At 56.5% G+C, this 22918-nt stretch carries 18 protein-coding genes and 1 pseudogene; 10 read left to right on the plus strand and 9 right to left on the minus strand.

Features of this window, described 5'->3' with window-relative positions; genetic code table 11:
* Positions 1 to 206: 206 nt before the first annotated feature.
* Positions 207 to 1751, plus strand: coding sequence for a methyl-accepting chemotaxis protein (locus ACL2XG_RS02395; protein ID WP_410014809.1), 1545 nt, complete (start codon positions 207 to 209; stop codon positions 1749 to 1751).
* Positions 1752 to 1802: 51 nt separating this feature from the next.
* Here the strand turns inward: ACL2XG_RS02395 and ACL2XG_RS02400 are convergent, their stop codons facing one another.
* Positions 1803 to 3959 (minus strand): glycogen debranching N-terminal domain-containing protein, encoded by a 2157-nt coding sequence (locus ACL2XG_RS02400; RefSeq protein ID WP_413722966.1) that lies wholly within the window; start codon positions 3957 to 3959, stop codon positions 1803 to 1805.
* A gap of 5 nt (positions 3960 to 3964) precedes the next feature.
* Positions 3965 to 5038 (minus strand): glycosyltransferase family 4 protein, encoded by a 1074-nt coding sequence (locus ACL2XG_RS02405; RefSeq protein ID WP_410014811.1) that lies wholly within the window; start codon positions 5036 to 5038, stop codon positions 3965 to 3967.
* A gap of 512 nt (positions 5039 to 5550) precedes the next feature.
* On the opposite strand from ACL2XG_RS02405, the gene ACL2XG_RS02410 reads away from it, so the two are divergent.
* Genes ACL2XG_RS02410 through ACL2XG_RS02435 form a run of 6 tightly spaced genes read left to right on the plus strand, consistent with a single transcriptional unit; the run spans position 5551 to position 12008 of the window.
* Positions 5551 to 6705, plus strand: coding sequence for a mandelate racemase family protein (locus tag ACL2XG_RS02410; RefSeq protein WP_410014812.1), 1155 nt, complete (start codon positions 5551 to 5553; stop codon positions 6703 to 6705).
* Between the two features lie 51 nt (positions 6706 to 6756).
* Complete coding sequence (locus tag ACL2XG_RS02415) at positions 6757 to 8415, plus strand: ABC transporter substrate-binding protein (RefSeq protein ID WP_413722965.1); 1659 nt, start codon at positions 6757 to 6759, stop codon at positions 8413 to 8415.
* A gap of 2 nt (positions 8416 to 8417) precedes the next feature.
* Entirely contained in the window at positions 8418 to 9473 is a 1056-nt protein-coding gene (locus tag ACL2XG_RS02420) for an ABC transporter permease (RefSeq protein WP_410016806.1), read from the plus strand.
* Positions 9470 to 10375, plus strand: coding sequence for an ABC transporter permease (locus ACL2XG_RS02425; protein WP_413722964.1), 906 nt, complete (start codon positions 9470 to 9472; stop codon positions 10373 to 10375). The genes ACL2XG_RS02420 and ACL2XG_RS02425 overlap by 4 nt, the downstream gene beginning before the upstream one ends.
* Positions 10347 to 11213 (plus strand): ABC transporter ATP-binding protein, encoded by an 867-nt coding sequence (locus tag ACL2XG_RS02430; RefSeq protein WP_410014815.1) that lies wholly within the window; start codon positions 10347 to 10349, stop codon positions 11211 to 11213. Before ACL2XG_RS02425 ends, ACL2XG_RS02430 begins: the two co-directional genes overlap by 29 nt.
* A 24-nt stretch (positions 11214 to 11237) precedes the next feature.
* The gene (locus ACL2XG_RS02435; protein WP_413723448.1) at positions 11238 to 12008 is read left to right on the plus strand and encodes an ABC transporter ATP-binding protein; all 771 of its coding nucleotides are present in this window, start codon (positions 11238 to 11240) and stop codon (positions 12006 to 12008) included.
* Positions 12009 to 12155: 147 nt separating this feature from the next.
* On the opposite strand, the gene ACL2XG_RS02440 is transcribed toward ACL2XG_RS02435, so the two are convergent.
* The 5 genes from ACL2XG_RS02440 to ACL2XG_RS02460 all read right to left on the minus strand — a co-directional run bounded on the left by ACL2XG_RS02440 (position 12156) and on the right by ACL2XG_RS02460 (position 18424).
* Positions 12156 to 12902 (minus strand): IclR family transcriptional regulator, encoded by a 747-nt coding sequence (locus ACL2XG_RS02440; RefSeq protein WP_410014816.1) that lies wholly within the window; start codon positions 12900 to 12902, stop codon positions 12156 to 12158.
* Positions 12903 to 13022: 120 nt separating this feature from the next.
* Complete coding sequence (locus ACL2XG_RS02445) at positions 13023 to 14351, minus strand: MFS transporter (protein WP_413722963.1); 1329 nt, start codon at positions 14349 to 14351, stop codon at positions 13023 to 13025.
* A gap of 89 nt (positions 14352 to 14440) precedes the next feature.
* Positions 14441 to 15133, minus strand: a complete 693-nt coding sequence (locus tag ACL2XG_RS02450) for an RraA family protein (RefSeq protein WP_410014818.1) — start codon at positions 15131 to 15133, stop codon at positions 14441 to 14443.
* A gap of 86 nt (positions 15134 to 15219) precedes the next feature.
* Positions 15220 to 16941: an IlvD/Edd family dehydratase gene (locus ACL2XG_RS02455; protein WP_413722962.1), complete on the minus strand. Its 1722-nt coding sequence runs from the start codon at positions 16939 to 16941 to the stop codon at positions 15220 to 15222.
* A 484-nt stretch (positions 16942 to 17425) separates the two neighbouring features.
* The gene (locus tag ACL2XG_RS02460; RefSeq protein WP_413722961.1) at positions 17426 to 18424 is read right to left on the minus strand and encodes an AraC family transcriptional regulator; all 999 of its coding nucleotides are present in this window, start codon (positions 18422 to 18424) and stop codon (positions 17426 to 17428) included.
* A 142-nt stretch (positions 18425 to 18566) separates the two neighbouring features.
* Here ACL2XG_RS02460 and ACL2XG_RS02465 point away from each other — a divergent pair, with 142 nt between their 5' ends.
* The 3 genes and pseudogenes from ACL2XG_RS02465 to ACL2XG_RS02475 form a co-directional block, all read left to right on the plus strand.
* Positions 18567 to 19736: an MFS transporter gene (locus ACL2XG_RS02465; protein ID WP_413723447.1), complete on the plus strand. Its 1170-nt coding sequence runs from the start codon at positions 18567 to 18569 to the stop codon at positions 19734 to 19736.
* 664 nt (positions 19737 to 20400) lie between these two features.
* The gene (locus ACL2XG_RS02470; protein ID WP_410014821.1) at positions 20401 to 21186 is read left to right on the plus strand and encodes a class I SAM-dependent methyltransferase; all 786 of its coding nucleotides are present in this window, start codon (positions 20401 to 20403) and stop codon (positions 21184 to 21186) included.
* A 223-nt stretch (positions 21187 to 21409) separates the two neighbouring features.
* Positions 21410 to 21616 (plus strand): annotated as a pseudogene (locus tag ACL2XG_RS02475) (integrase core domain-containing protein); the annotation flags it as partial.
* Between the two features lie 12 nt (positions 21617 to 21628).
* Here the strand turns inward: ACL2XG_RS02475 and ACL2XG_RS02480 are convergent.
* Entirely contained in the window at positions 21629 to 21898 is a 270-nt protein-coding gene (locus tag ACL2XG_RS02480; RefSeq protein WP_413722960.1) for an HPr family phosphocarrier protein, read from the minus strand.
* Positions 21899 to 21925: 27 nt separating this feature from the next.
* Positions 21926 to 22786: a class II aldolase gene (locus ACL2XG_RS02485; protein ID WP_413722959.1), complete on the minus strand. Its 861-nt coding sequence runs from the start codon at positions 22784 to 22786 to the stop codon at positions 21926 to 21928.
* Between the last annotated feature and the right edge of the window lie 132 nt (positions 22787 to 22918).

Here is a 22918-nt window from a genome sequence, read left to right on the forward strand (position 1 = left end):
TCAACGCGTTAATTACCTGGTCGAAAATATATCATTAATTATTAGACAATTAATTCGCTTATAGCAAAAAACTAACATATTGAGCCTCTATATCACTTTTAACGATTAATTTGTTTTTTTTTATTTCCGATAAACATATGAAGGCGCAGTCCGACTTCCGGGGCACGATGCGATGCCAGCCATATAAAACCACAGGGAATCATGCCATGAAATTATCACTTGCCCATAAACTATGGCTCCCGCTCGTTGTCGCGCTGGTGTGCCTGGCCGGAACGTTATTTTTTGGCTCGGTGACGATTAAACAAGACCAACTGACACTGCGGAAAAATGCGATACAGGATGTCTCGCAACTGGCCCAGAGCGTAGTGAAAATGCAGGCCGATCTTGCTGACAAAGGATTGATCTCACAAGCGGAAGCGCAACAGCGCGCACTCCAGACCATCAAGAATCTGCGTTATGGTAACTCGGGGTATTTCACGATTTTGAATACCCAGGCGCAGGTCATCATGCACCCCATCAATGCAATGCTGATTGGCAAAGGGTCTGACATCGCTGATGCCAACGGGGCCTATATTTTCAGAGACATGGTGGCCGTCACCAGGGACAATAATGCCGGTTATACCGCCTATGTTTTCCCCCGTCCGGGCGAGACGAAACCTCAGCCGAAAATCGCCTACAGCATTCCGTGGTCGCCCTGGGGCTGGATCATCACGACCGGCCTGTATGTTGATGATATCGACGAGGCATTTCTGGTTTCGCTTTATCAGAATATCGTTGAATTCGTTACCATCAGCATTCTGCTCTCGTTGCTCGTCTATGTGATCAACCGGGGTATATTGCGAACCCTGGGCGGCGAGCCGCGCTATGCCGTTGAAGTCGCCGCCCGGATTGCTTCAGGCGATCTTTCCCACGCGGTGGATAAAAAAACCAGTGACAGTTCAAGCCTGATATATGAAATGGGTGTTATGCGCAAACAACTCACCACGGTCATTGAAGAGATCCGCGATGGCGCTGATATCATCAACGCCAGCACCCATGATATCGTCGCTGGAAATCAGGAGATAGTCGCTCATTCCGAGCAGCAGGCTATATCTCTGGAAAGAACCTCCTCCAGCATGGAAGAGATTACCGCCGCCGTAAAACAAAATGCGGAGAATTCGGGGCAAGCGCGCGAACTGGCCCGCGGCGCGGTGGATATTGCTTCTCGCGGCGGCGTGATGATGCAGAGCGTGAATGACACCATGACCGGTATTTCTGAAAGCGCCATCAAAATAGCCAGTATTATTGAAGTGGTAAACGGTATCGCTTTTCAGACCAATATCCTTGCCCTGAATGCGGCGGTGGAAGCGGCCAGGGCCGGTGAGCAAGGCAGGGGTTTCGCCGTGGTCGCCGGCGAGGTGCGCAGCCTGGCGTTACGCTGCTCTCAGGCGGCGCAGGAGATAAAAGGGCTGGTGGAAGAGTCCATGGCTCGCGTCAACAGCGGCTCCACACAGATCAAAAAGGCCGGGAGCAATATCGACGACATGATAGAGGCCGTGCAGCGGGTTTCGGATATTATGTCGCAAATTTCCTACGCCACGGATGAACAAAGCAAAGCCATTAGCCATGTTAACGAAGCCGTTGTGCAAATCGATGCGGTGACGCACCAGAACTCCGTGCTTGTGCAGCAGGCGGTGGTAGCGGCAAGTGGCCTGGAAGAGCAAACCCGTAGGCTGACCGAAACCGTGGCCTTTTTTAATACTGGCAGGTAATTTCCGTAAGAGACGACAATGCCCGGTCTCGATGCGAGCCGGGCATCGTGGTTATTGATTGAATTGTAGCGTGACTCCGTCGATGCCGTCTTGCTGTTGCAGGAAAGCGACGGTGCGGCCTCCAACCCGGCGGAATTCCAGCGATACCCTGCCTTCCCCAAGGGGCAAGTCATCCACCGTCAGGCGGTCCACGCCGTCCGGCAATGCGGGACGGTTGACGCGGATCCGGCGGCGGTCGGCGTCGATTTCCAGTCCCAACGTGGCTTGCAGCAGCATGAATACCGCACCTGAAGCCCATGACTGCGGCTGGCACGCCACCGGATAGACGATGGGCTGCTCGCTTGCCGCGCGGGAAAAACCGCAAAACAGCTCGGGCAGACGCAGGGAAAACGCCAGGGCCGCTTCGAACAGATTGCTTAATAGTGCCGCCGTGCCCTGGCGTTCGCCGTAGCGCGCCAGGCCGGCCGCGCACAAACCGACATCATGGGGCCATACCGAGCCGTTGTGATATGACATCGGATTGAAGCGGGCCGCTTCGCCGGACAGCGTGCGAATGCCCCAGCCGGTGTTGAAGGCGGGCGACAGCAGCCGGCGGATCACCTGGGATGCGCGTTGATGGTCCGGCAGGCCGACGTACAGCAGATGGCCGGCATTGGATGCCTCCACCTGGCAGGGCCGGCCGGCGCCGTCCAACGCCAAAGCATAAAAACGGCGCTCCTGCAGCCAAAACCGCTGCTCCACGGTCTGGCGCAACCGTTCCGCCCGTTCGCGCCAGCGCCCGGCGGGTTCCGCCTCGCCCCGTCTGGCCGCCATGCTCGCCATGTCCAGCAGCGCGCGCCAGGCATAGCCCTGCACCTCCACCAGCGCGATAGGGCCTTCGGCCAGCCGTCCGTCGGCATGGGACACCGAGTCATGGCTGTCCTTCCAGCCCTGGTTCGCCAGCCCGCTGCGCTCCCCGCGCTGGTAGTCGAGCAGCCCGAGCGGGCTGGCATCCAGCCTGGATTCTATCCAGGCGATGGCGGCGGTCAGCTGCGGCCAGATCCGGCTGATAAACGCCTCGTCCCCGGTGCGCTTATACCAGGCGCCGGCCAGCATGATAAACAGCGGCGTGGTATCCACTCCGCCATAATAAAACCCGAACGGCAGCTCATTGGTGGCGGTCATCTCGCCCTTGCGGGTCTCGTGCATGATCTTGCCCGGTTGGGCATCCCGGAAGGTGGACGCTTCCGCCGCCTGATGGCCGGCCAGATAGGCCAGCACGCCTTTGGCCAGCGCCGGATCGATCCAAAGCGTTTGCAGGGCGGTGATGATGGCATCGCGTCCGAACGGCGTGGAAAACCAGGGAATACCGGCATAAGGATACGGGCCGGTGGGCAAATCGCTGGTCAGCAATGCCAAATCGGCGCGCGCTTTGTCGAGCCAGGCCTGGAACAGCGGCTGGGAGCACGTCAGTTGCGCCCCCCGGCGCCGGCGCTGGCGCATCTTGCGTCTCGCCTCCACCGCGCCGCGCCGGAAACGGCCGGCGGTCGGGATACTGGCTTGCCGGCCGGCTTCCATCAGCAATTGCCAGTGGCCATGGGGCGGCAAGGGTGCCTGAAAGTGCGCCAGGCCTTCGCCCAAGGCCTCCGGCTGCGGTGAAAACGTCAGCGCGGTTTGCCGGCGAACCGCGTCCAGTCCCTGATAGGCCAGGGCGACGCCCTGTTCAATGGGCTGTTGCGCCAGCGTGCTGCCGCGCAACGGCCGCCGGGCTCCGCGAATCTCAAAGATGTCGCGAAAATCGGTAGCGAAACGCAGGCCGACCGGCAGACTCAGCGCGTATTCGCTGTAATTGCGGATGGCGATGCGCAGATACAAGCGGTTTTGCCACAAAAAGCAGGTGCGTTCGATATGCAGCGCGTTGGCGGGCAAGGTTTGGCCGTCTACCGTCAGCGGCGGGTTGGTCAGATGCGCGGTAAAGAATACGTTGTCGCGGCTGACGGTCGAGGAGAGAAACGCCGGCTGCACATTATCGCCAATAGTCAGCCCTAGTCCGGACAAGAGGCGGGTATCATCGGTAAAGAGTCCGTCGCTCCGGCCGGTGATATCGCCGAAGTCATCGGTCACCAGAAAGCTGTCGCCTTCCTTAAGGACATACAGCGAGGGACGTTTCGCTTCCGTGTGCGGGGATTGTTCCTGCACGTCGCAGGATGAGCGGGGCTGATTTTCCATGGCGCTTACCCCGCCTTTTCCACATGCAACAGGGCATCGCTGTTGGCGGCCGGCTGCCGCAAACGGCGGTACAGTTGTACATAGCGATCGGCCATGACGTCGGCTGAAAAGCGTTGCTCGAACTCTGTCCGTACCCGGCAGCGGTCCAGCGTATCCACGGCGCGGCAGGCGGCCACCGCCTGCGTTTCGTCTTCTACGATAAAGCCGGTGACACCCGGTTCGATCACTTCCGGCACCGAACCGCAGCGCCAGGCCACGACCGGTGTGCCGCAGGCCATCGCTTCAATCATGACCAGCCCGAACGGCTCCGGCCAGTCGATGGGGAACAGCAACGCCCGCGCCTGGCCGAGGAAATCCGCTTTCTGCCGGTCGTTGATTTCACCGATAAACTCCACGCCGCCGCCCTGCAGCAGCGGTTCAATCACCTGGCGGAAATAGTTTTTATCGGCATCATCCACCTTGGCGGCAATCTTGAGCGGAATCCCGGCCTGACGGGCGATGGCGATAGCCCGATCCGGGCGTTTTTCCGGCGAGATGCGGCCGAGGAAAGCCAGGTAGTCCCCCCGTGGAGCGGCGGTGAACCTATAGCGTTCGGGATCCAGCCCATGCCATACCGTGCCGGCCCAGTTGGCGAACGGCAGCGGCTGGCGCTGCGAATCGGAAATGGATACCAGGGGATATTGCCGCCAGCGATGGAAAGCCGTGGGCAGATCGGTCATATCCAACCGGCCGTGCAACGTGGTCAGGGTCTTGGCGGCCACGGACTCGAAGAACGGGAAATGCAGCAGATCGGTATGGAAATGCAGCACATCGAACTCGCCGGCGCGCTCGCGCAGCTCATCGAACATCACATAATGGGCGGCCAGATCCGATTTCAGCGGAGCGGGATCAAGACGCAGCGCCCGATCGCGGCCGGCATGCAATGGCGCCAGGGTTTGGCTGTCGCCGGAAGCGAACAGCGTGACATCATGTCCTTTTTTAATCAATGCGTCGGTAAGATTGGCGACGATCCGTTCGGTGCCGCCATAGAGTTTGGGGGGAACCGCTTCGTACAGCGGCGCAATTTGAGCAATTTTCATTAGCTTATCTCCATACCAACAATAAGTGATGAAAGGCGCGTCAAACGCAGCGATAGCAAAAAAGAAAATAGGGTGCGTGCGCAAAATTTTCAAGTCCGCAACAGGATTTTGCCGGCCGCGGATAAAACCCTAACGCGGCCAAAGGGTTGGGACGGGATCGTGGGCGAACTGCGCGCATCCTAGCCCGGTAGCGAAAGCCCTTGGCAACATCAGGCCGGCCAATAATTCCCCCAACTTCTCTACGCCTATTTTCTGCGCCGCGCTCATTTCCCCTCTCTTTCGTGAAGCTGTTCACATATCCCTATGCGGATGCCCAAACTTACGGTGAAATTTTCGGCGTCTGGCAGAGGAAATATGAAAACAAACTGACTAACTTCGATAATGAAATACCATTTTATTATTTGTGATTGTAAGTTTCATAAAATTGTGAGTGCGCTCACATTACTCAATGTGGCCGTAACTCCGGCGCGCCCTGGCGGGCGTTAACTCTCCCAGAAATGGTAGGTATCGCTGTGAAAATAACGTCAGTTGAGGTCTCTGTTTTTACGTATCCGACACGTCGCGTTTCTGATAGCGCGGGCCATTCGCATCCGGGTGAAGAAAGTCAGGCAAAAATGGCGTTGTTGACGCTGACCACTGACGAGGGTGACTGCGGATATTCATTCGCGCCGCCGGAAGTGGTGCGGCCACACGTGGTCAACGCTTTCTTTAGAAAAGTATTGGTGGGGCAGAATCCGTTTGACCGCGAACGGTTGTGGCAGGATCTGGCGCACTGGCAGCGCGGCAGCGCGCACCAGCTGACCGAACGCGCGCTGTCGTTTGTTGAGCAGGCGCTCTGGGATTTAATCGGCCGTAAACTGAACATGCCGGTGCACAAACTGCTGGGCGGATTCCGGGAAAAAGTGCCGGCATACGGCAGCACCATGTGCGGTGATGAGCTGAAGGGCGGCCTTTCCACGCCGGATGAGTTCGCCCGGTTTGCCGAGAAGCTGGTGGCGCGCGGTTATCAGGCCATCAAGCTGCATACCTGGATGCCGCCGGTGGCGTTCGCGCCAGACCCGAAAATGGACATCAAAGCCTGCGCCGCCGTGCGCGAAGCCGTCGGGCCGGACATCGAACTGATGCTCGACGGTTATCACTGGTACAGCCGCAGCCAGGCGTTGACCATCGGCAAGGCGCTGGAAAAACTCAACTTTGCCTGGTTCGAAGAGCCGATGGAAGAAGAAAGCATGGCCTCCTATGCCTGGCTGGCGGAAAACCTCGCTATCGATGTGATCGGCCCGGAAAGCCTGGGCGGCAAACACCACAGCCGCGCCGACTGGGTGAAGGCGGGCGCCTGCGACATCCTACGCGCCGGAGCCAACGGCGTCGGCGGGATCTCGCCGTGCATGAAAGTCGCCGGTCTGGCTGAAGCGTTCGGCATGGACTGCGAAGTGCACGGCAACGGCGCGGCCAGCCTGGCCGTGGTCGGCGCGATCCGCAATTGCCGGTGGTACGAACGCGGCCTGTTGCATCCGTTCCTCGAATACGACGAACCCGCCGCCTACCTGAACAGTATTGTCGACCCGATGGATAAGCAGGGTTTTGTCCATCTTTCCAATCGCCCCGGCCTCGGAGAGGACATTAATTTTGACTACATAGAAACGCATACCGTCAGCCGCGACTGACCTGCGGGCAGAAAAAATACTAAACCTCTGACTCTACCCGGAAGGTACATCATGAACACTGGCACACCCCCCGGGGCGTGGTTATTCGCGCTCCTGCTGATGATGAGCTGCTGGACGGCGCAGGCGAAAACGCCGCCCGACCAGCTGATCGTCGGCATGAATATGAACAACCTGCTGACGCTCGATCCGGCAGCGATGACCGGCAATGATATCGTCGGTATCGTGGTCAACCTTTATGACCCGCTCATTGAGCTCGATCCGCAACAGCTGACGCATGTGCGTCCGGCGCTGGCGACCTCGTGGCAGGTCAACGATGCCGGCAATCTTCTGACGTTCCATCTGCGCGCAGGCGTGACATTCCACTCCGGCAATCCGGTCACCTCAGACGATGTGGTGTGGTCGATGCGCCGCATTTTGCATTTGAACCTGGCGCAGGCATCGGTATGGAAATCCTATGGATTCAGCAAAGATAACGTCGATGAAATGGTACGTGCGCCGTCGCCTGATACCGTTGAAATCCAACTGCCGAAACCGAATGACCCGAAACTGGTGATCTATTCGCTGGCCGCGCTCGGCAGCGTGGTGGCGTTGGATCGTAAAACGGTGCAGGCACATGAGGTGAACGGCGATTGGGGCAACCGCTGGCTGACCACCAATGAAGCGGGTTCCGGCCCGTTTCGCCTCGACGGGTGGCAGGCCAAAGACGTGTTGAATATAAGCCGAAACCCGCAGTACTGGCGCGGAAATCCACGGCTATCCCGCGTGGTGTTCCGCCATTTTCAGGAATCGCAAACACTGCGTTTGATGATTGAAAAGGGCGACCTGGATATCGCCAATAACATGGCGGTTGCCGATGTCAACGCGCTCAGCCACGACCCGGCGCTGGTTGTCGAGCAGGTAAAGAAAGGCACGATTTATTACGTGGCGATGAGCATGAAAGATCCGCATTTCGCCAACGCGAAAGTACGCGAAGCTGTGCGTTATCTCATCGATTATCAGGGCATCGGTAAAGCGCTGATGACCGGTTACGGCATTGTGCACCAGCGGCCGATCCAGGTCGGCATGCCGGCAACCCTGCCGGATCCGGGCTACAAACTGGATATTCCGCGCGCCAAAGCGCTGCTGGCCGATGCCGGTTATCCCGACGGCTTTGATACCACGCTGCGGGTGCTGGCCGATCAGCCGTTTCTCAATATCGCGATTGCCGTACAGTCCACGCTGATGCAGGCGGGGATCCGCGCCAAAATAGTCACCGGCACCGGCAACCAGATCTACGGCGCCATGCGTGAACGCAAGTTCGCCATGCTGGTCGGGCGCGGCGGCAGCGGTGTGGAACCGCATCCGCATTCCAGCCTGCGCGCGCTGGTCTATAACCCGGATAACAGCGACGCGGCGCGTCTCACCAATTTCCAGGGCTGGCGCACGGGTTTTTACGATAAACAGCTCAATACAGACATCGACCGGGCGCTGCTGGAACGTGATCCTGAAAAACAAAAGCAGGAGTACTTTGCCATTCAGGAACGCTACGACGCCCTGATCCCGGCGCTGGTGCCGGTTTCGCAAATGATCGATTCCATCGTGGTGCGCAGGGACGTCAAAAACTATCTGCCGCATCCGTCGGCCACCACCTTTTTGCGCGATGTCTATAAAGACGAGAGCCGGCAGCCTGTGTCGCCGGGTGCGCAGCCAGCCGGAGGGAAGGGATTATGACCATGCCCATTCCGGCGCCGGTTACAAAGCAAACCGCGCGCGCGCCTTTCCCCGCGGGGCGGATCGGCAAACGCCTGCTCCAGGTCGTAGTGACGTTGTTCGGCCTGCTGCTGCTGACGTTTTTTATTGGCCGCGTAATGCCGGTGGATCCGGTGCTGGCGATTGTCGGCCCCGACGCCGACCACAGCACTTATCAACAGGTTTACCATCAGCTCGGTTTTGATAAACCGCTGTGGACACAATTCGGCATTTACCTTTCCGGCCTGGCGCACGGTGATTTGGGCAATGCGCTGCTGACCGGCAAGCCGGTGACGCGGGACATTTTGCGCGTGTTCCCGGCCACCATGGAACTGGCGACGCTGGCAATCATCCTCGGCGCGGGCGTCGGCATCCCTCTGGGCGTGCTGGCAGCGGCAAAACGCAACAGCCTTGCGGATTACGTCGTGCGGATTATCAGTCTGGCCGGCTATTCCACGCCGATATTCTGGGTCGGGATGATGGGGCTGCTGGTGTTTTACGCCTGGCTCGGTTGGGTGGGCGGCGCGGGCCGGCTGGATTTCAGCCTCGACGGACAGGTCACGCGCCACAGCGGTTTTATGCTGATCGACGCGCTGATTGCCGGCAACGGGACGGTATTTCGCGACGCGCTGAATCACCTGATCCTGCCTGCGTCGTTACTCGGCTTTCACTCGCTGGCCTATATCAGCCGCATGACGCGTAGCTTTATGCTGGCGCAGCTATCGCAGGAATTCATTATCACCGCCCGGGTGAAAGGCCTGAGCGAATGGCATGTGCTGTGGAATCACGCGTTCCGCAATATTCTGGTCCAGTTGCTGACCGTGGTTGCGCTGGCTTACGGCTCGCTGCTCGAAGGCGCGGTGCTGATTGAAACGGTTTTCTCCTGGCCGGGCTTCGGTTCGTATCTCACCAGCAGCCTGATGCTTGGCGACATGAACGCGGTGATGGGCTGCGTGCTGGTGGTCGGTTTAATTTTCGTGATGCTGAATCTGCTCTCTGACCTGCTGTACCAGGTTTTTGACCCGAGGACAAAAGTATGACGATATCCCTTGATTCTGCGGCGCTCAGCGCCGGTGATGAAAAACGCCGGCGCGTGAAGCTGGCGTTGGGCCGCATCGGCAATTTTTTGTGGCGGATGGCGAGCAACCCGCTGACGGCTATCGGCGGCGCCATTGTTCTGCTGCTGATGGTTGTGGCGCTCTTCGCACCCTGGATCGCGCCGTTCCATCCGCTGGTGCAGGACCTGAATAACGCGCTCAGCCCGCCGTCGGCGGCGCATTGGTTTGGCACCGATGAGTTTGGCCGCGATATCTTCAGCCGGCTGGTTTACGGCTCGCGCATCACGCTCTATATCGTGCTGCTGGTCTCCGTCACCGTCGGGCCGCTCGGGTTGCTGCTCGGCGTCACCGCGGGTTATTTCGGCGGTAAAACGGATATGGTGCTGATGCGGGTGACGGATATTTTCATCTCCTTTCCGAGCCTGGTGCTGGCGCTGGCGTTTGTCGCCGCGCTCGGCCCGGGGCTGGAACACGTGGTGATCGCCATTACGCTCACCGCCTGGCCGCCGATTGCGCGCCTGGCCCGCGCTGAAACGCTCTCGCTGCGCCAGGCCGATTTTATCTCGGCGGTGCGTTTGCTGGGCGCGTCCCCGGCGCGGGTGTTGTGGCGCCACATTGTGCCGCTGTGTCTGCCGTCGGTCATTATCCGTATCACCATGAACATGGCGGGAATTATTCTCACCGCCGCGGGCCTGGGGTTCCTCGGCCTGGGCGCGCAGCCGCCCGATCCCGAGTGGGGCGCAATGATTTCCAGTGGCCGGACGTACATGATGGAGTGTTGGTGGGTTGCGACCTTTCCCGGTCTGGCGATCATGATTAACAGCCTGGCGTTCAACTTTTTAGGAGATGGCCTGCGTGACATCCTCGATCCCCGTAGTGAATGACGCCCCGGCGTTACTCGATGTGCGCGATCTGCACGTCAGCTTTGTCAATGGACGTCAGGAAACGCAGGCGGTGCGCGGCGTTTCCTTCCAACTCGGGCGGGAAAAACTGGCGATTGTCGGTGAATCCGGTTCGGGCAAATCCACCGTCGGACGGGCGCTGTTGCAGCTTCATCCGGCAAAAGCACGCATTACCGCTGAAAAAATGCAATTCGGTGATATCGATTTGCTTAACGCCAGCCCGCGGCAGATGCGGCGGGTGCGCGGGAAACGCATATCGATGATTATGCAGGACCCGAAATACTCGCTCAATCCGGTACTGTGCGTCGGCGATCAGATTGCCGAAGCGTGGCGTTCGCATCACACGTGTTCCTATCGGGAGGCGAAAAGCAAAGTGCTCAATATGCTCGATGTGGTGCGCATCCGCGATCCGCAACGTGTTTATCATCTGTATCCGCATGAGATTTCAGGCGGGCAGGGGCAGCGCATCATGATCGCCATGATGCTTATCACTGACCCGGAAATGGTGATTGCCGATGAGCCGACCTCCGCGCTGGACGTCTCGGTGCGTTTACAGGTGCTGGCGCTGCTCGACGATCTGGTGAAAACCCGTGGACTGGGACTGATTTTTATCAGCCATGACATCAATCTGGTGCGCAGCTTCTGCGACCGCGTGCTGGTGATGTATGCCGGACGCATTGTGGAGTCGATTGCCGCCACCGATCTGGATAATGCGCGGCATCCCTATACGCGCGGTTTGCTTAGCGCGCTGCCGGACATGGATAACCGTCGTTATCCGCTGCCGGTGATGCACCGTCAGGCCAGTTGGCTTACCGATTAAGGAGCCGAAATGCAAACGAAAACCATGATCGACGTGCGCAATCTGAATCTTGCGTTCGGTGAAGGCGCGAAAACCACCCAGGTACTGACGGAGGTGAATATCGATGTCCGTGAAGGGGAAATCTTCGGGCTGGTGGGGGAGTCGGGCTCAGGGAAAACCACGGTGCTGAAATGTCTCGCCGGGCTGTTTACCCATTGGCGCGGTGAGCTGGAAATCGACGGTCAGCCGCTCCAGCACCGCATTGGCCGCGACCGCTGCCGTCTGGTGCAAATGGTGTTTCAGGATCCCTATGGCTCGCTGCATCCCCGTCACACGATCGGCGATATTCTTGAGGAGCCGTTGCAAATCCACCGTATCGATCAGCGTGATCGGCGGATTAACATTATCCTGGACAAAGTCGGTCTGAACCGCGCGTTCCGCCGGCGGTATCCGCATCAGCTTTCCGGTGGCCAGCGGCAGCGTGTCGCTATCGCCCGCGCGCTGATCCTCAAGCCGCGCGTACTGCTGCTTGACGAACCGACTTCGGCGCTGGATGTGTCGGTGCAGGCGGAAATCCTCAATTTGTTGTTCGACCTGCAGAAAGAGGAAGGGCTGACCTATTTGATGGTGACGCATGATCTGGGCGTCATCGCCCACCTCTGCCAGCGTGTTGCCGTCATGCAATACGGCAAAATCCTCGAAACGCTGGAAACCGACGCGCTGCTGCGCGGCGATATTCAGCAGGATTACACCCGCGTGCTGGTCGATGCCAGCCGCAATTACAGCAGGGAAATGGCGGAAAAAGTGATGTTATAGGGACCGCACCTTCCCTTCAGCGTTCAGCGGGGTTTGGCTTGCTGGATAACATTGTCGGATTCAGGCATGTGGGGCAATTCTCTATCGCGCCGGAATGGGTCCTGGATATGGCCCTTAAAAAGCCGCTTAAAAGTAGGACCGGGATGTCTATCGGCGATACATTTGGGTTAATGCCGAGGCCAGTTCGCGCAAGCTTTTTTTGAGTTCATCATAATCACCGGGCACATGATCAAAATGGGGGCAGGTTATCACCGCCTCGGCCCGGTCGTCATGGCCCAAAACAGGGAACGAGACCGATGTCAGGCCGATTATCCGGTCGTGTTTGATCTCGGAAAATCCTTGCTCGCCGATTTGCGCTAATTGTTGATGCAGGTTGGCCCGCAGTTCCGGTCCCAGCGGGGCATGACGAATAAGGCGCAGTGCGGCCTGGTCGGAGGCCATTGCCAGGAACAACAACGCCGAGCTGGATTTAACCGCATTCAGGGTAGCCCCTGCGCGGGCGCCAATGGCGGGGGAGAATTCAGGATAAGCATGCGCCAGCACCACAAAATCATCTTCCTTCAACGAGGCTAAGTGGCAGGGCTGATTGGTTTGCCAGGAGAAATCGCGCATCAGGCGCTGGCACTGCTCGGAAAGGGCGAATTGCTGGATTGGACTGACGGCGTATTTGACTTGCACCTTATCGGTCAGATGGTAAAGCCGGGCGGCATCTTGATACAAATAGCCTTCTGCCGACAGGCACTGCACGATGCGATAAATGTGATTGAATGACAGCCCTAGTTCAGCCGCCAATTGCCCCATACTTTTCGGCGCCCCGGTTTTGGCGAAGTATTCGATAATTTTAAGTCCGCGAGTGAGGGCCGGCGCTTTGTATTCCTGGCTGGGCGTATTCATGGTGGCTTTCGGTTATCAGGCGCAAAAGGATAAATCCTACCTTAGGTAACCCCGCTGGCGCTGTCAAAAATAACTGCTGCTATCCGCGCGGGCAAGAATCGCAGCAGTAGGGCGCCGCGCCTAGCGCGGGATGATATCCGCCCGTTCGGTGGATTTTTGCGGCGTTTCGCTGCGGCGCAAATAGCGGATAACCAGCAAGGTGACCACGCCGCCGACGGCCATGCAAACGCCGAGGTAATACATAGGGGCGCTGCTGCTGCCGGTCATATCACGGATCGCCGGAACCGTATTCTGCGCAAAAAATCCGCCCAGGTTGGCCAGGGAATTGATGGCGGCCAGCCCGGCTGCCGCGGCGCTGCCGCTCAGAAAACGCGTCAGGTTCCAAAAGCACGGCTGGATGGAAAATATCGCCATTATCACCAGGGTAATCGAGAAAAAACTCAGTACGGGCGTGTTGATAAACCAGGCGCTGGCCACCAGGAACACCGCCGCGACGAACATCGGCAGCGCAATGTTGAGCACCGGGCTGGCGGTGCGACCCGGTTTCGCGGTTAACCACCACAGCAGCAGAATCGACATCAGCCAGGGCAGCATATTAATAAAGCCATTATGCAAGTCGGATACGCCGAATCCTTTGACGATAGTGGGCATCCAGTAGCTCAAGCCGTAGGCGCCAAAGGAAATAAACCCAAGCACCAACGCCAGCAGAAGGACGCGGCGGTCGATCAACGTCTGCAATACGCCGGTTATGCGATGATCCTGATGGGCCTCGCGCTCAAGGTCGAGACGGTTGACCAGCCAGCGCTTTTCCGTTTCGTCCAGGAAGTTGGCTTTTTCAGGGATTTCGGCTAAAAACATCACGACCGGAATAATCAACAGCACCGCCGGCACGCCGGTGCCGATAAAAATCCACTGCCAGCCGTCAAGCCCCAGTACGCCGTGCATGCTGAGCAACATCCCGTTGAGCGGGGCGCCGACCAGATTGGCAAACAGGCTGGCCATAATGAGATAGCTGACGACTTTTGGCCGATATTCAAGCGGGAACCAGCGGGTCATATAATAAAGCAAACCGGGATACAGTCCTGCCTCGGCCGCGCCGATTAAAAACCGTAAGATATAAAACATGGTGGCGCTGGTGGTAAAAGCCAGCAGAATGGTAATGATACCCCACGTGATCATGATGCGGGCAAACCAAATACGCGGACCTATTTTATGCAAAAAGATATTGCTTGGAATTTCAAAAAATAAATAACCGATAAAAAATAGCGATGCGCCCAGGCCAAAGGCGGTTTCGCTTAAGCCCAGGCTATCAACCATATGTAATTTGGCAAAACCGATATTCTGCCGGTCGATATAAGCAATAATATACATTAATAACATTAGAGGGATAATTTTGACGCTTATTTTTTTCATCAGCGCCTTTTCTTCGAGGTGGATATGACTTTCCATTTTTCAGACTCCAGGCAATAAAAGGTGAGGGCACCCAGTGAACCGCTTATTGTCTCGCAGAAGGATAGGCTTACCGCAATAAGCGGCGGCTACATAATGCCGAATTTCTCAAAGGCATCGGTGGTGCGCATACCTTGCCGTAACGCCTCCAATACGTTATTTTCGCCTTTGGCTTTCTCGAATGCGCCGTGGAACGCATCGTCCACTGCGGCGGCAGGCACCACCAGTACGCCGTCGCGGTCCCCGTAAATGACGTCGCCGGGCATCACTTTGATGCCGTCCAATTCTATCGGTACCCGCCAGTCCACCACTTTGCCGCGCGGCCCTTGATCCTGCGCATAACTGCCGAAAGACGCTACCGGAAACCGTAATTTCAGAATTTCGTTGGTATCGCGGTGAAAACCGTGAACGACCGCGCCCGCGGCGCCGCAATAAAGGGCGCGGGTCGCCATTAATCCGCCAAATTGGGCATAGCGATGGGAACCGCCGGCGCAAATGTAAACCTCGTCCTTTTGCAGGTCGTCCAGGGCCTGGAACATCAGGCCGAATGGCTGGGCGCTCAGGGGATTATGACCCTCATATTGCGTATCGAAAAAATCCGCTTCCAGTACCGGCATGGCGCGACCGAGGATCACCGCGGCGGGATCGACGGGTTTCAAGTGCGGATGTAAATACTGGTGCTGCAAACCCATGGTATCCAGGATATCGCCCACCAACGCCACGAATAATTTTTCACGCGCCAGGGCAAACAGGGCGGCATCATCAGGCCAATGGTTTTTCATCGTTCTCTCCAGTCGATTCATCATCAAGTGCAAGGGTTGGAATGGTCGCCGTCATGGCGGCCTGGGCTGAGGGTAATACGCAGGCGCTACTCGGGGTGCGGTTCCCGGTCGATATGATCGCCGGAGTGACCTACCAGGAAGTCCAGATCGGCGCCGAGATGAGCCTGCTGCACGGTCGCGATATATAAACTGGCATAGCCGCGCGTGATGGCGGGCAGCGTCGGCGTCCAGCGCTGCCGGCGCCGGGCCAGCTCATCCTCGGACACGCGCAAATGCAGGATTTTTTCCCGGGCGTTCAGCTCGATAAAATCGCCGGTCTGCACCAGGGCCAGCGTGCCGCCAATCTCCGATTCCGGGCTGACGTGCAGGACAATAGTGCCGAAAGCGGTGCCGGACATGCGCCCGTCGGAGATGCGCACCATATCCCGCACACCTTCGAGCAAAAGTTTTTTCGGCAAGCCGAAATTGCCTACCTCGGGCATTCCCGGATAGCCGCGCGGGCCGGCGCCTTTCATCACCAGGATGTCGTCTTTTTCCACCGGCAGGGTCAAATCGTTAATCACCGCGTTATAGTGTTCGATATTCTCGAATACGAACGCCCGTCCGGTATGGCACAACAGATCAGGTGAAGCGGCGGAGGGCTTGATTATTGCGCCGTCGGGGGCGAGATTGCCGCGCAACACCACGGTGCCGGCGTCTTCTTGCACCGGGGCGGCGGCATCGGCGATCACCGCATTGTTATAACTGCGGCCGCCACGGTAGTTATCCGTCAGGCACAGGCCGTTGGCCTGTATCACCTCGCCGTGCAGCCGGTGCGCCAACTGGCTGATGACCGCCGGTACCCCGCCGGCGTAATAAAAATCTTCCATCAGGTAGTCGCCCGAGGGTTTCAGGTTAGCCAGCAGCGGCACGCGTTGGCTGAGGCGATCAAAGTCATCCAGCGTCAATTCCACCCCCAGCCGTCCGGCAATGGCCAGCAGGTGCAGGATAAAATTGGTTGAGCCGCCGATGGCCGCGTTAACCACGATGGCGTTTTCAAATGCTTGCCGCGTCAGGATCTGCGATAACCGCTGGTCTTGCTCGACCATGGCCACAATGCGCCGGCCGGCGAGGCGCGATAGGCGCCGGCGGTTGGCATCCACCGCCGGAATGGCGGCGCCCCCCGGCAGCGTCAGGCCCAGGGCCTCCACCATGCAGGCGAGGGTGGAGGCGGTGCCCATGGTGTTGCAGGCGCCGGGGCTGCGGGACATGCTGTTTTCCGCCTGATTAAACTCTTCCTGGGTGATTTTTTGCGCGCGTAAATCTTCGCTGAATTTCCACAGATCGGTGCCTGAACCCAGATCTTTGCCGTGGTGTTTGCCGTTAAGCATCGGTCCGCCGCTGACCACGATGGTGGGCAGATCGACGCTGGCGGCGCCCATCAGGCAGGCGGGCGTGGTTTTGTCGCAATTGACCAGCAGCACGACCCCGTCTATGGGATTGGCGCGAATCGATTCTTCCACGTCCATGCTGGCAAGATTGCGAAATAACATGGTGGTGGGCTTCATGAGCGCTTCGCCCAGCGACATCACCGGGAATTCGAACGCAATGCCGCCGGCTTCCAGCACGCCCTGTTTTACCTGGTCGGCCAGATCGCGCAAATGCGCATTACATGGCGTGAGCTCCGACCACGTATTACAAATGCCGATAACCGGCCGGCCGTCAAAAACATCGTTAGGCAAGCCTTGGTTTTTCAACCAGCTGCGGGCGATAAAACCGGATTTATCCGTTCGTCCAAACCATTCCTGGCTTCGTCTCTTGTTCGTCATCGTTTATGCACTCTGTTTCGCGCAATGGCGCCCATGGTTATCCGCCGATCATGACTGGTCTTTATCACGTGCCGACCTGTTATCTTGGCTTCAATGTGTTGACATAATGACGGATTCTAGGAGGCTTGCCGATCAAGTCAACCTGGGGGCGGCATCACTCTTTTTTTCGGTTTTGCGATAAAAAAGGCATTTCAGTGCGAGGGCGAATCTCGGACTTTTATATATAAAAATCCGGTGATTGTCTGAGAGGCGTTGTGCGAATAAAGAGTATTTGATTCAGAGAGTTAATCGCGTAAAGATGCATAATGATTTTTATATATAAAAGTCAAAAAATTTTCTTCTTATATTGGATTTGCGACGGAAATCACGCTTATGTGATGAATATGATACCTGAAGTCTGGTCTGCACCCGCGATTAAAGTCCGCCTTATCCTCGCGTGCGCGCGGCGCAAATAACGTCAGTCCAGTGCGGCCAAAGCGCTTGCTTATGTAAGCCGATGCCGACTGGCGCCCGGCGGCTGGCCGATGACGCGCTTGAAGGCGCGACTGAATGCAGCTTGAGAGGTGTAGCCGAGACGCTGGGCGACGGCGTCGATGGACAATCTCTCGTGAAGCAGCCATTGGCTGGCAAGACGCATCCTCAGCTCCGTGGCATAGCGCAGGGGCGGCATTCCGATGGTGGCGTGAAAGCGTTGCGCGAAAACAGAACGAGAGACATGCGACTCCGCGGCCAACGCTGTAACTGTCCATGCACGGCCAGGCTGGCGGTGCAACGCCAATATGGCGCGGGCCAGGCGCGGATCACGCAATGCCGCGACAAGACCAGAGGCGTTCTCACAACCGCATTCGATCCAGCCGCGCACGATCATGGCTCCTGCCACCTCAGCGAGCCGGGCCAGAATACCGGCGAAGCCGATGCGGCCTGCGCAGATTTCACGTTTCATTGCGTCAAGAATCGCCAGCAAACCAGGGTAGCGCTGCTCTTGTGTGTCAGCCACCATGACGCTTGGCATCATCTTGCCGAGTCCCTGCATGGCGCCGAGATCGAACTCCATGCAGCCGTAAAAGAGAACCGCGCTGGGCGTAGCATGCGTACTGGGGCATGTGTTCACCCCGCTCACGGCCTCGCCGAGGGGCGCCGCGTCGAACATGCCGATGTCCTGAAATGAAACTTCGGCCGCGGACAGCAGTTGATGAGCCTCGCCTTGAGGCATGAACACGGCGCTACCCGCAGACAATGCATGCAATGTACCATCATCGGTGCGCAGTACGGCATTGCCGACGGCCAGGAAATGGAAGTAAGCATGTCCCGGCCTGGCATCGAAACCCAGGCCAAAGGTGGGGCCCGTCTGGATGCGACGGTACTGAACACCCTGCAGGCGCATGCCGGTCAGCAGTTCGCTGATGAGATCTGACGATAGGGCAAATTGTTCTTGTTCAGTCATTTTCGGCGTTTCGAGCAAAACATCAAGACTTAGCATCATAGATCATCCTGTGTTGCGCCGCTAGACTTGCGGCTACAACCGATATCCAGGGATGTTCGAGATGAGTAATGACGTTTTTGATGGCCGACCCACCGCCAACACAGGCAGTGCGGCCGGCGTAGCGCCTGCGGCACCCGCGTGGATGGCCGTGTTTTCATTGGCGATGGGTGTGTTCGGGTTGCTGACGGCGGAGTATCTACCCGCCAGCCTGTTGACGCCAATGGCAGCCGATCTCGGCGTGTCGGAGGCGCTTGCCGGCCAAGCGGTGACGGTAACCGCCGTCATCGCCCTGTTTGCCGGGCTGCTGGTGCCCGGTCTGACGCGTAGGTTTGACCGGCGCGTCGTCTTGTTGGCTTTTACCGTGCTGATGATCGCCTCCAACGTGCTTGTGGCGTTGTCCTCCAGCCTGACAGTGTTACTGGTGATGCGTATTTTGCTGGGCATCGCGTTGGGCGGTTTTTGGAGCATGGCGGCAGCCGTGGCTATGCGGCTGGTGCCTGCGAAATCAGTGCCGCGGGCGCTATCCATCATCTTCAGCGGCATTGCGATCGGGACGGTGGTTTCTGTGCCGTTGGGAAGCTATCTGGGGGGACTCTATGGCTGGCGCAGTGCATTTGTGGCGGCGGCGGGTGTTGGCGGGTTAACACTTGTCTTCCAATTGTTCACGCTGCCCCGCATGACTGCGCGCAAGATGGCGCGCACCGCATCGGTTCTGGAATTGCTCCGCCGCCCAGGCATTGGGATCGGAATGATGGGCTGCGTGCTGGCTCATACGGGCCAGTATGCCTTGTTCACCTATATCCGCCCCGCGCTGGAAAGCGTGGCCCCTATTGATGCTGACGGTTTGTCTCTGATGCTTCTGGGGTTTGGTGTCGCCAACTTCGTCGGCACGCTGCTGGCCGGCTGGCTGATGGAACGTAGCCTGCGCGCTACGTTGGTATTGATGCCTGCGCTGGTGGGCGTGGCGGCGTTCGGCATGATCTGGCTCCCCGTCCACGAAACAGGCCTGATGCTATTGGTGGCTTTGTGGGGGCTGGCCTTCGGCGGCGTGCCGGTGGCATGGTCTAACTGGGTGGCGCGTGCCGTCCCCGATCAAGCGGAGACCGCGGGCGGCATGGTCGTCGCGGCGGTGCAATCGTCAATAGCCGCCGGCGCCGCAGTGGGCGGCATAGTGTTCGGTTTTAGCGGCGTCACCGGCGTCTTTATCGCCGCAGGCGCTGTGATGCTGCTCGCTGCGCTCGTGATTGCCCTGGGTGTTCGGGTGGCGTTGCCACAGCACGGTGCGACGGCCGGCCAAGTAACGCACGTTTGACCAACATAGTCTCATGGGCGGGTCAATGATGGTATCCCGGCGCTGATCGTCACCGGTTGCGGAACATATTTAACACCCACCACCGGGTGCTGGTAAACCGACGGCGCAAAATGGCCCCGTGCTATCGCTATCGCTATCGCTATCGCTATCGCTATCGCTAGCGCGACCGGGGCCGATTCAACTTTAACTATAATCCTGGCAAATGTCACAGCCCCGGGGTCGTGGCGGGAGATGGGGTCGACCCGGTGCCTGAATTGGACGCACAGCCTGACAACCCGCCAGTTATCAACGGGACATGAAGCGGCTTCACTCACCTTTGATAGCACAGGTGTCATGGAGATTGCTTTTTTTGACACAGGCCCATCAAAAATGGCAATTGATTTGCTTCCCTTCTCAGTTAATATGAATGTTATCTATGCGTTATCTGTCTTCTATATATAAAGATGTAAATCAGGCCGGCTTGATACCTTGATCAAAATGTTTATTAAAAAAATTTATGTTATTCATGAACATTATCATTGTCTCCACTGGTATTAAGTTTATAACATGTCGCTCTTCGGGTGAACCAGAAAAATGAATTCTGTTAAATCATATTATCTTGTCAATTAGAGATGACTACTGTTTAAAAAAATGTAACACCCTTCTAGGGCTTTACGGAGGACAAATGAGTGATTCCAATTCTCAAGACAACAATATAGGCCAAGAGTCCGCGACCACTTTTGACCCCGCAACTTTTGATGAATATGCTGAACTTTATGATTCTTTTTCTCTTCAACCCTATCGGACACAATTGGAAACACCCACCATAAAGTTTCATTTAGGAAAATTAAGCGGCAAGCGAATTATGGATTTCGGCTGCGGTCCGGGGTTTTATGCGCGGTGGCTGATAGATAATGGCGCTAAAGAGGTGTTTGGCTATGATATATCGAAAGGTATGCTTGATCATGCCATTTATCAAGAAAAAAAGGATGGCAAGGGTATCACATTTCTTTCCCATCTTGATGAATCATTAAATAACACTTTTGATATTGTACTATCGATCTATGTCATACCTTATATCAACAGCCTGGAAGATTTATCAACTTTGTTCATGTCTTTTGCATCCCTGCTTAAGCCCGGCGGAAAACTAATAACTCTGCCACTTCACCCTGATTTCAATACGGATCCGTTGTATTACCTCCCATTCGGCTTCAGTTTGACTGAAACAGAAGCCAGGGCTGATGGAAGCAAAGTTGGGTTGCACCTTCATAAACCGCCTTATGATATCGACCTGCAAACTTACTATTGGTCAGCTCATACTCTTGAAAGTACCTTGGCCGCGGCTGGATTTAACAATATACTATGGCGTCCGCTAATATGGGCGGAAAATACCTCCGCCGAGGATACGGCTTTTTTGCAACCTTATCAGCAGCAACCCCATGCAGCGATAATAGAATGCACGCGTGGGTAGAGAGATATAGGGGATGACAGGAAATGAAGCTATGTAATATCAAATCCAGCAAAGTGATGCGCCGCCATGGAACAGCTAACTGACCGACGATGATTTTTATAACCGCCATGGCTGGTTGAGCAGTCTTGACCATGCCATGGGAGCCGCGGAAATTCTGGCGCTTCATGATTAAGAAACTTTACTGCCCGCCCGCCCATTCTGGGCAGGCGAACATCAGCGCGGTGATAATGCGACGGTCGAGTCGTTCAACGGCAGACTCCGGCTGGGGTGCCTGAATGAGAAATGGTTCATGTCCTTGGCCGATGCGCGGTGCAAGATTGAAGCCTGGCGCGTACACTATAATCGGTACCGTCCTCATTCTGCCCTGGGCGGGATGACCCCGCCCGAGTTTGTTGAAGATGCGGCAGTGGTGGTAATCACATCAAGTTGAAGATTAAAATGACTAATCTTTTTCACCGAAGCCACGGGCAAATTCCGTTTTAAGTTCCTCCAAAAACTGATGCTCATCCTGACCGTCGCACAGCAAATCAATCGTGGTATTTCCTTTCACGCCGGCGCCTAATATACTCATCATTCCTTTAATCGGGATTTCCTTCCCGTTGTTTATCAGGGTAAGTGATGAATGATATTTTTTTACTATCTTGGCTAAACAAGCCGCCGGGCGGGCATGTAATCCCGTACTGTTTATTACTTTAACGCTTTGCCTAATCATACTATCCTCAGATGGTTTCGGTGAACCTTAAGATGCTTTACGAATATAGCGGTGACCTTTATTCATCATCAGGATTTTGGCGTAGACATCCTCTTCAACCGCATATTTTGCGCGCGCCATTACGCGGGCCAGGTTAGCCTCATTGTTATTATCAACATAGGCTTTGCCCACGGATGTAATAAACGCTTTTCGCAGGTCGCTGGCGATATTCACTTTGACAACATTGTAATTGACGAAGCTGCGCAGGATATCCTCATGAATACCTGAACCGCCATGAATAACCAGCGGCACCGGGGACACCACGGCAATACGCTGGAGCAACGGAATATCGATACGGGGAATATCGTCCAAACCATGGACATTGCCCACCGAGACCGCGAGCAGGTCGCAGCCGGTTTGCTCGACGAACGCCTTTACTTTTTCCGGTTCGGTTTTACAGTCGGCTTCGCTGACATGATCGTCTTCTTTACCCAGAATGGCGCCGAGTTCCGCTTCAACAGGCACACCGAATGATTTGCAGAAATCAACCGCTTCACGCGTAAACGCAATATTTTCATCAAATGAAAACGCCGCGCCATCAATCATCACCGAGGTGAACCCAGCGCGCACCGCCTGTTTCACATCATCCAGCGATTTACCATGATCGAGATGCAAACTTACCGGGACATCCATTTTATCGGCATGCCGTTTAACAATTTCATAAATATAATCATAACCTGACAATTGGGCATTGGTCGGCGCGATCTGAATAAAATTAGGTAATCCCGATCGTTCAATGGCATTCAGAATAGAAATTGTGGTTTCCAGGTTCGTGGTATTAAAAGCACCCGCCAGCACTTTCTTTTCGCGAATTCGGTCGAGCAGGATCTTTCCATTAACTAATGGCATAGTATTTTCCTCATTTAGTGTTGCTAACATAGAGATAAATTTTAATTTACTAACCCAATTCCTCTCCTGGCTCATAAAATAATGCACTATTCAAGGCATTATTTTATTCAAGTTATTTGCTTAGGTACTTCG

The organism is Sodalis sp. RH24 (genome assembly GCF_047324145.1).
In the GTDB taxonomy this organism is placed as follows: domain Bacteria; phylum Pseudomonadota; class Gammaproteobacteria; order Enterobacterales; family Enterobacteriaceae; genus Acerihabitans.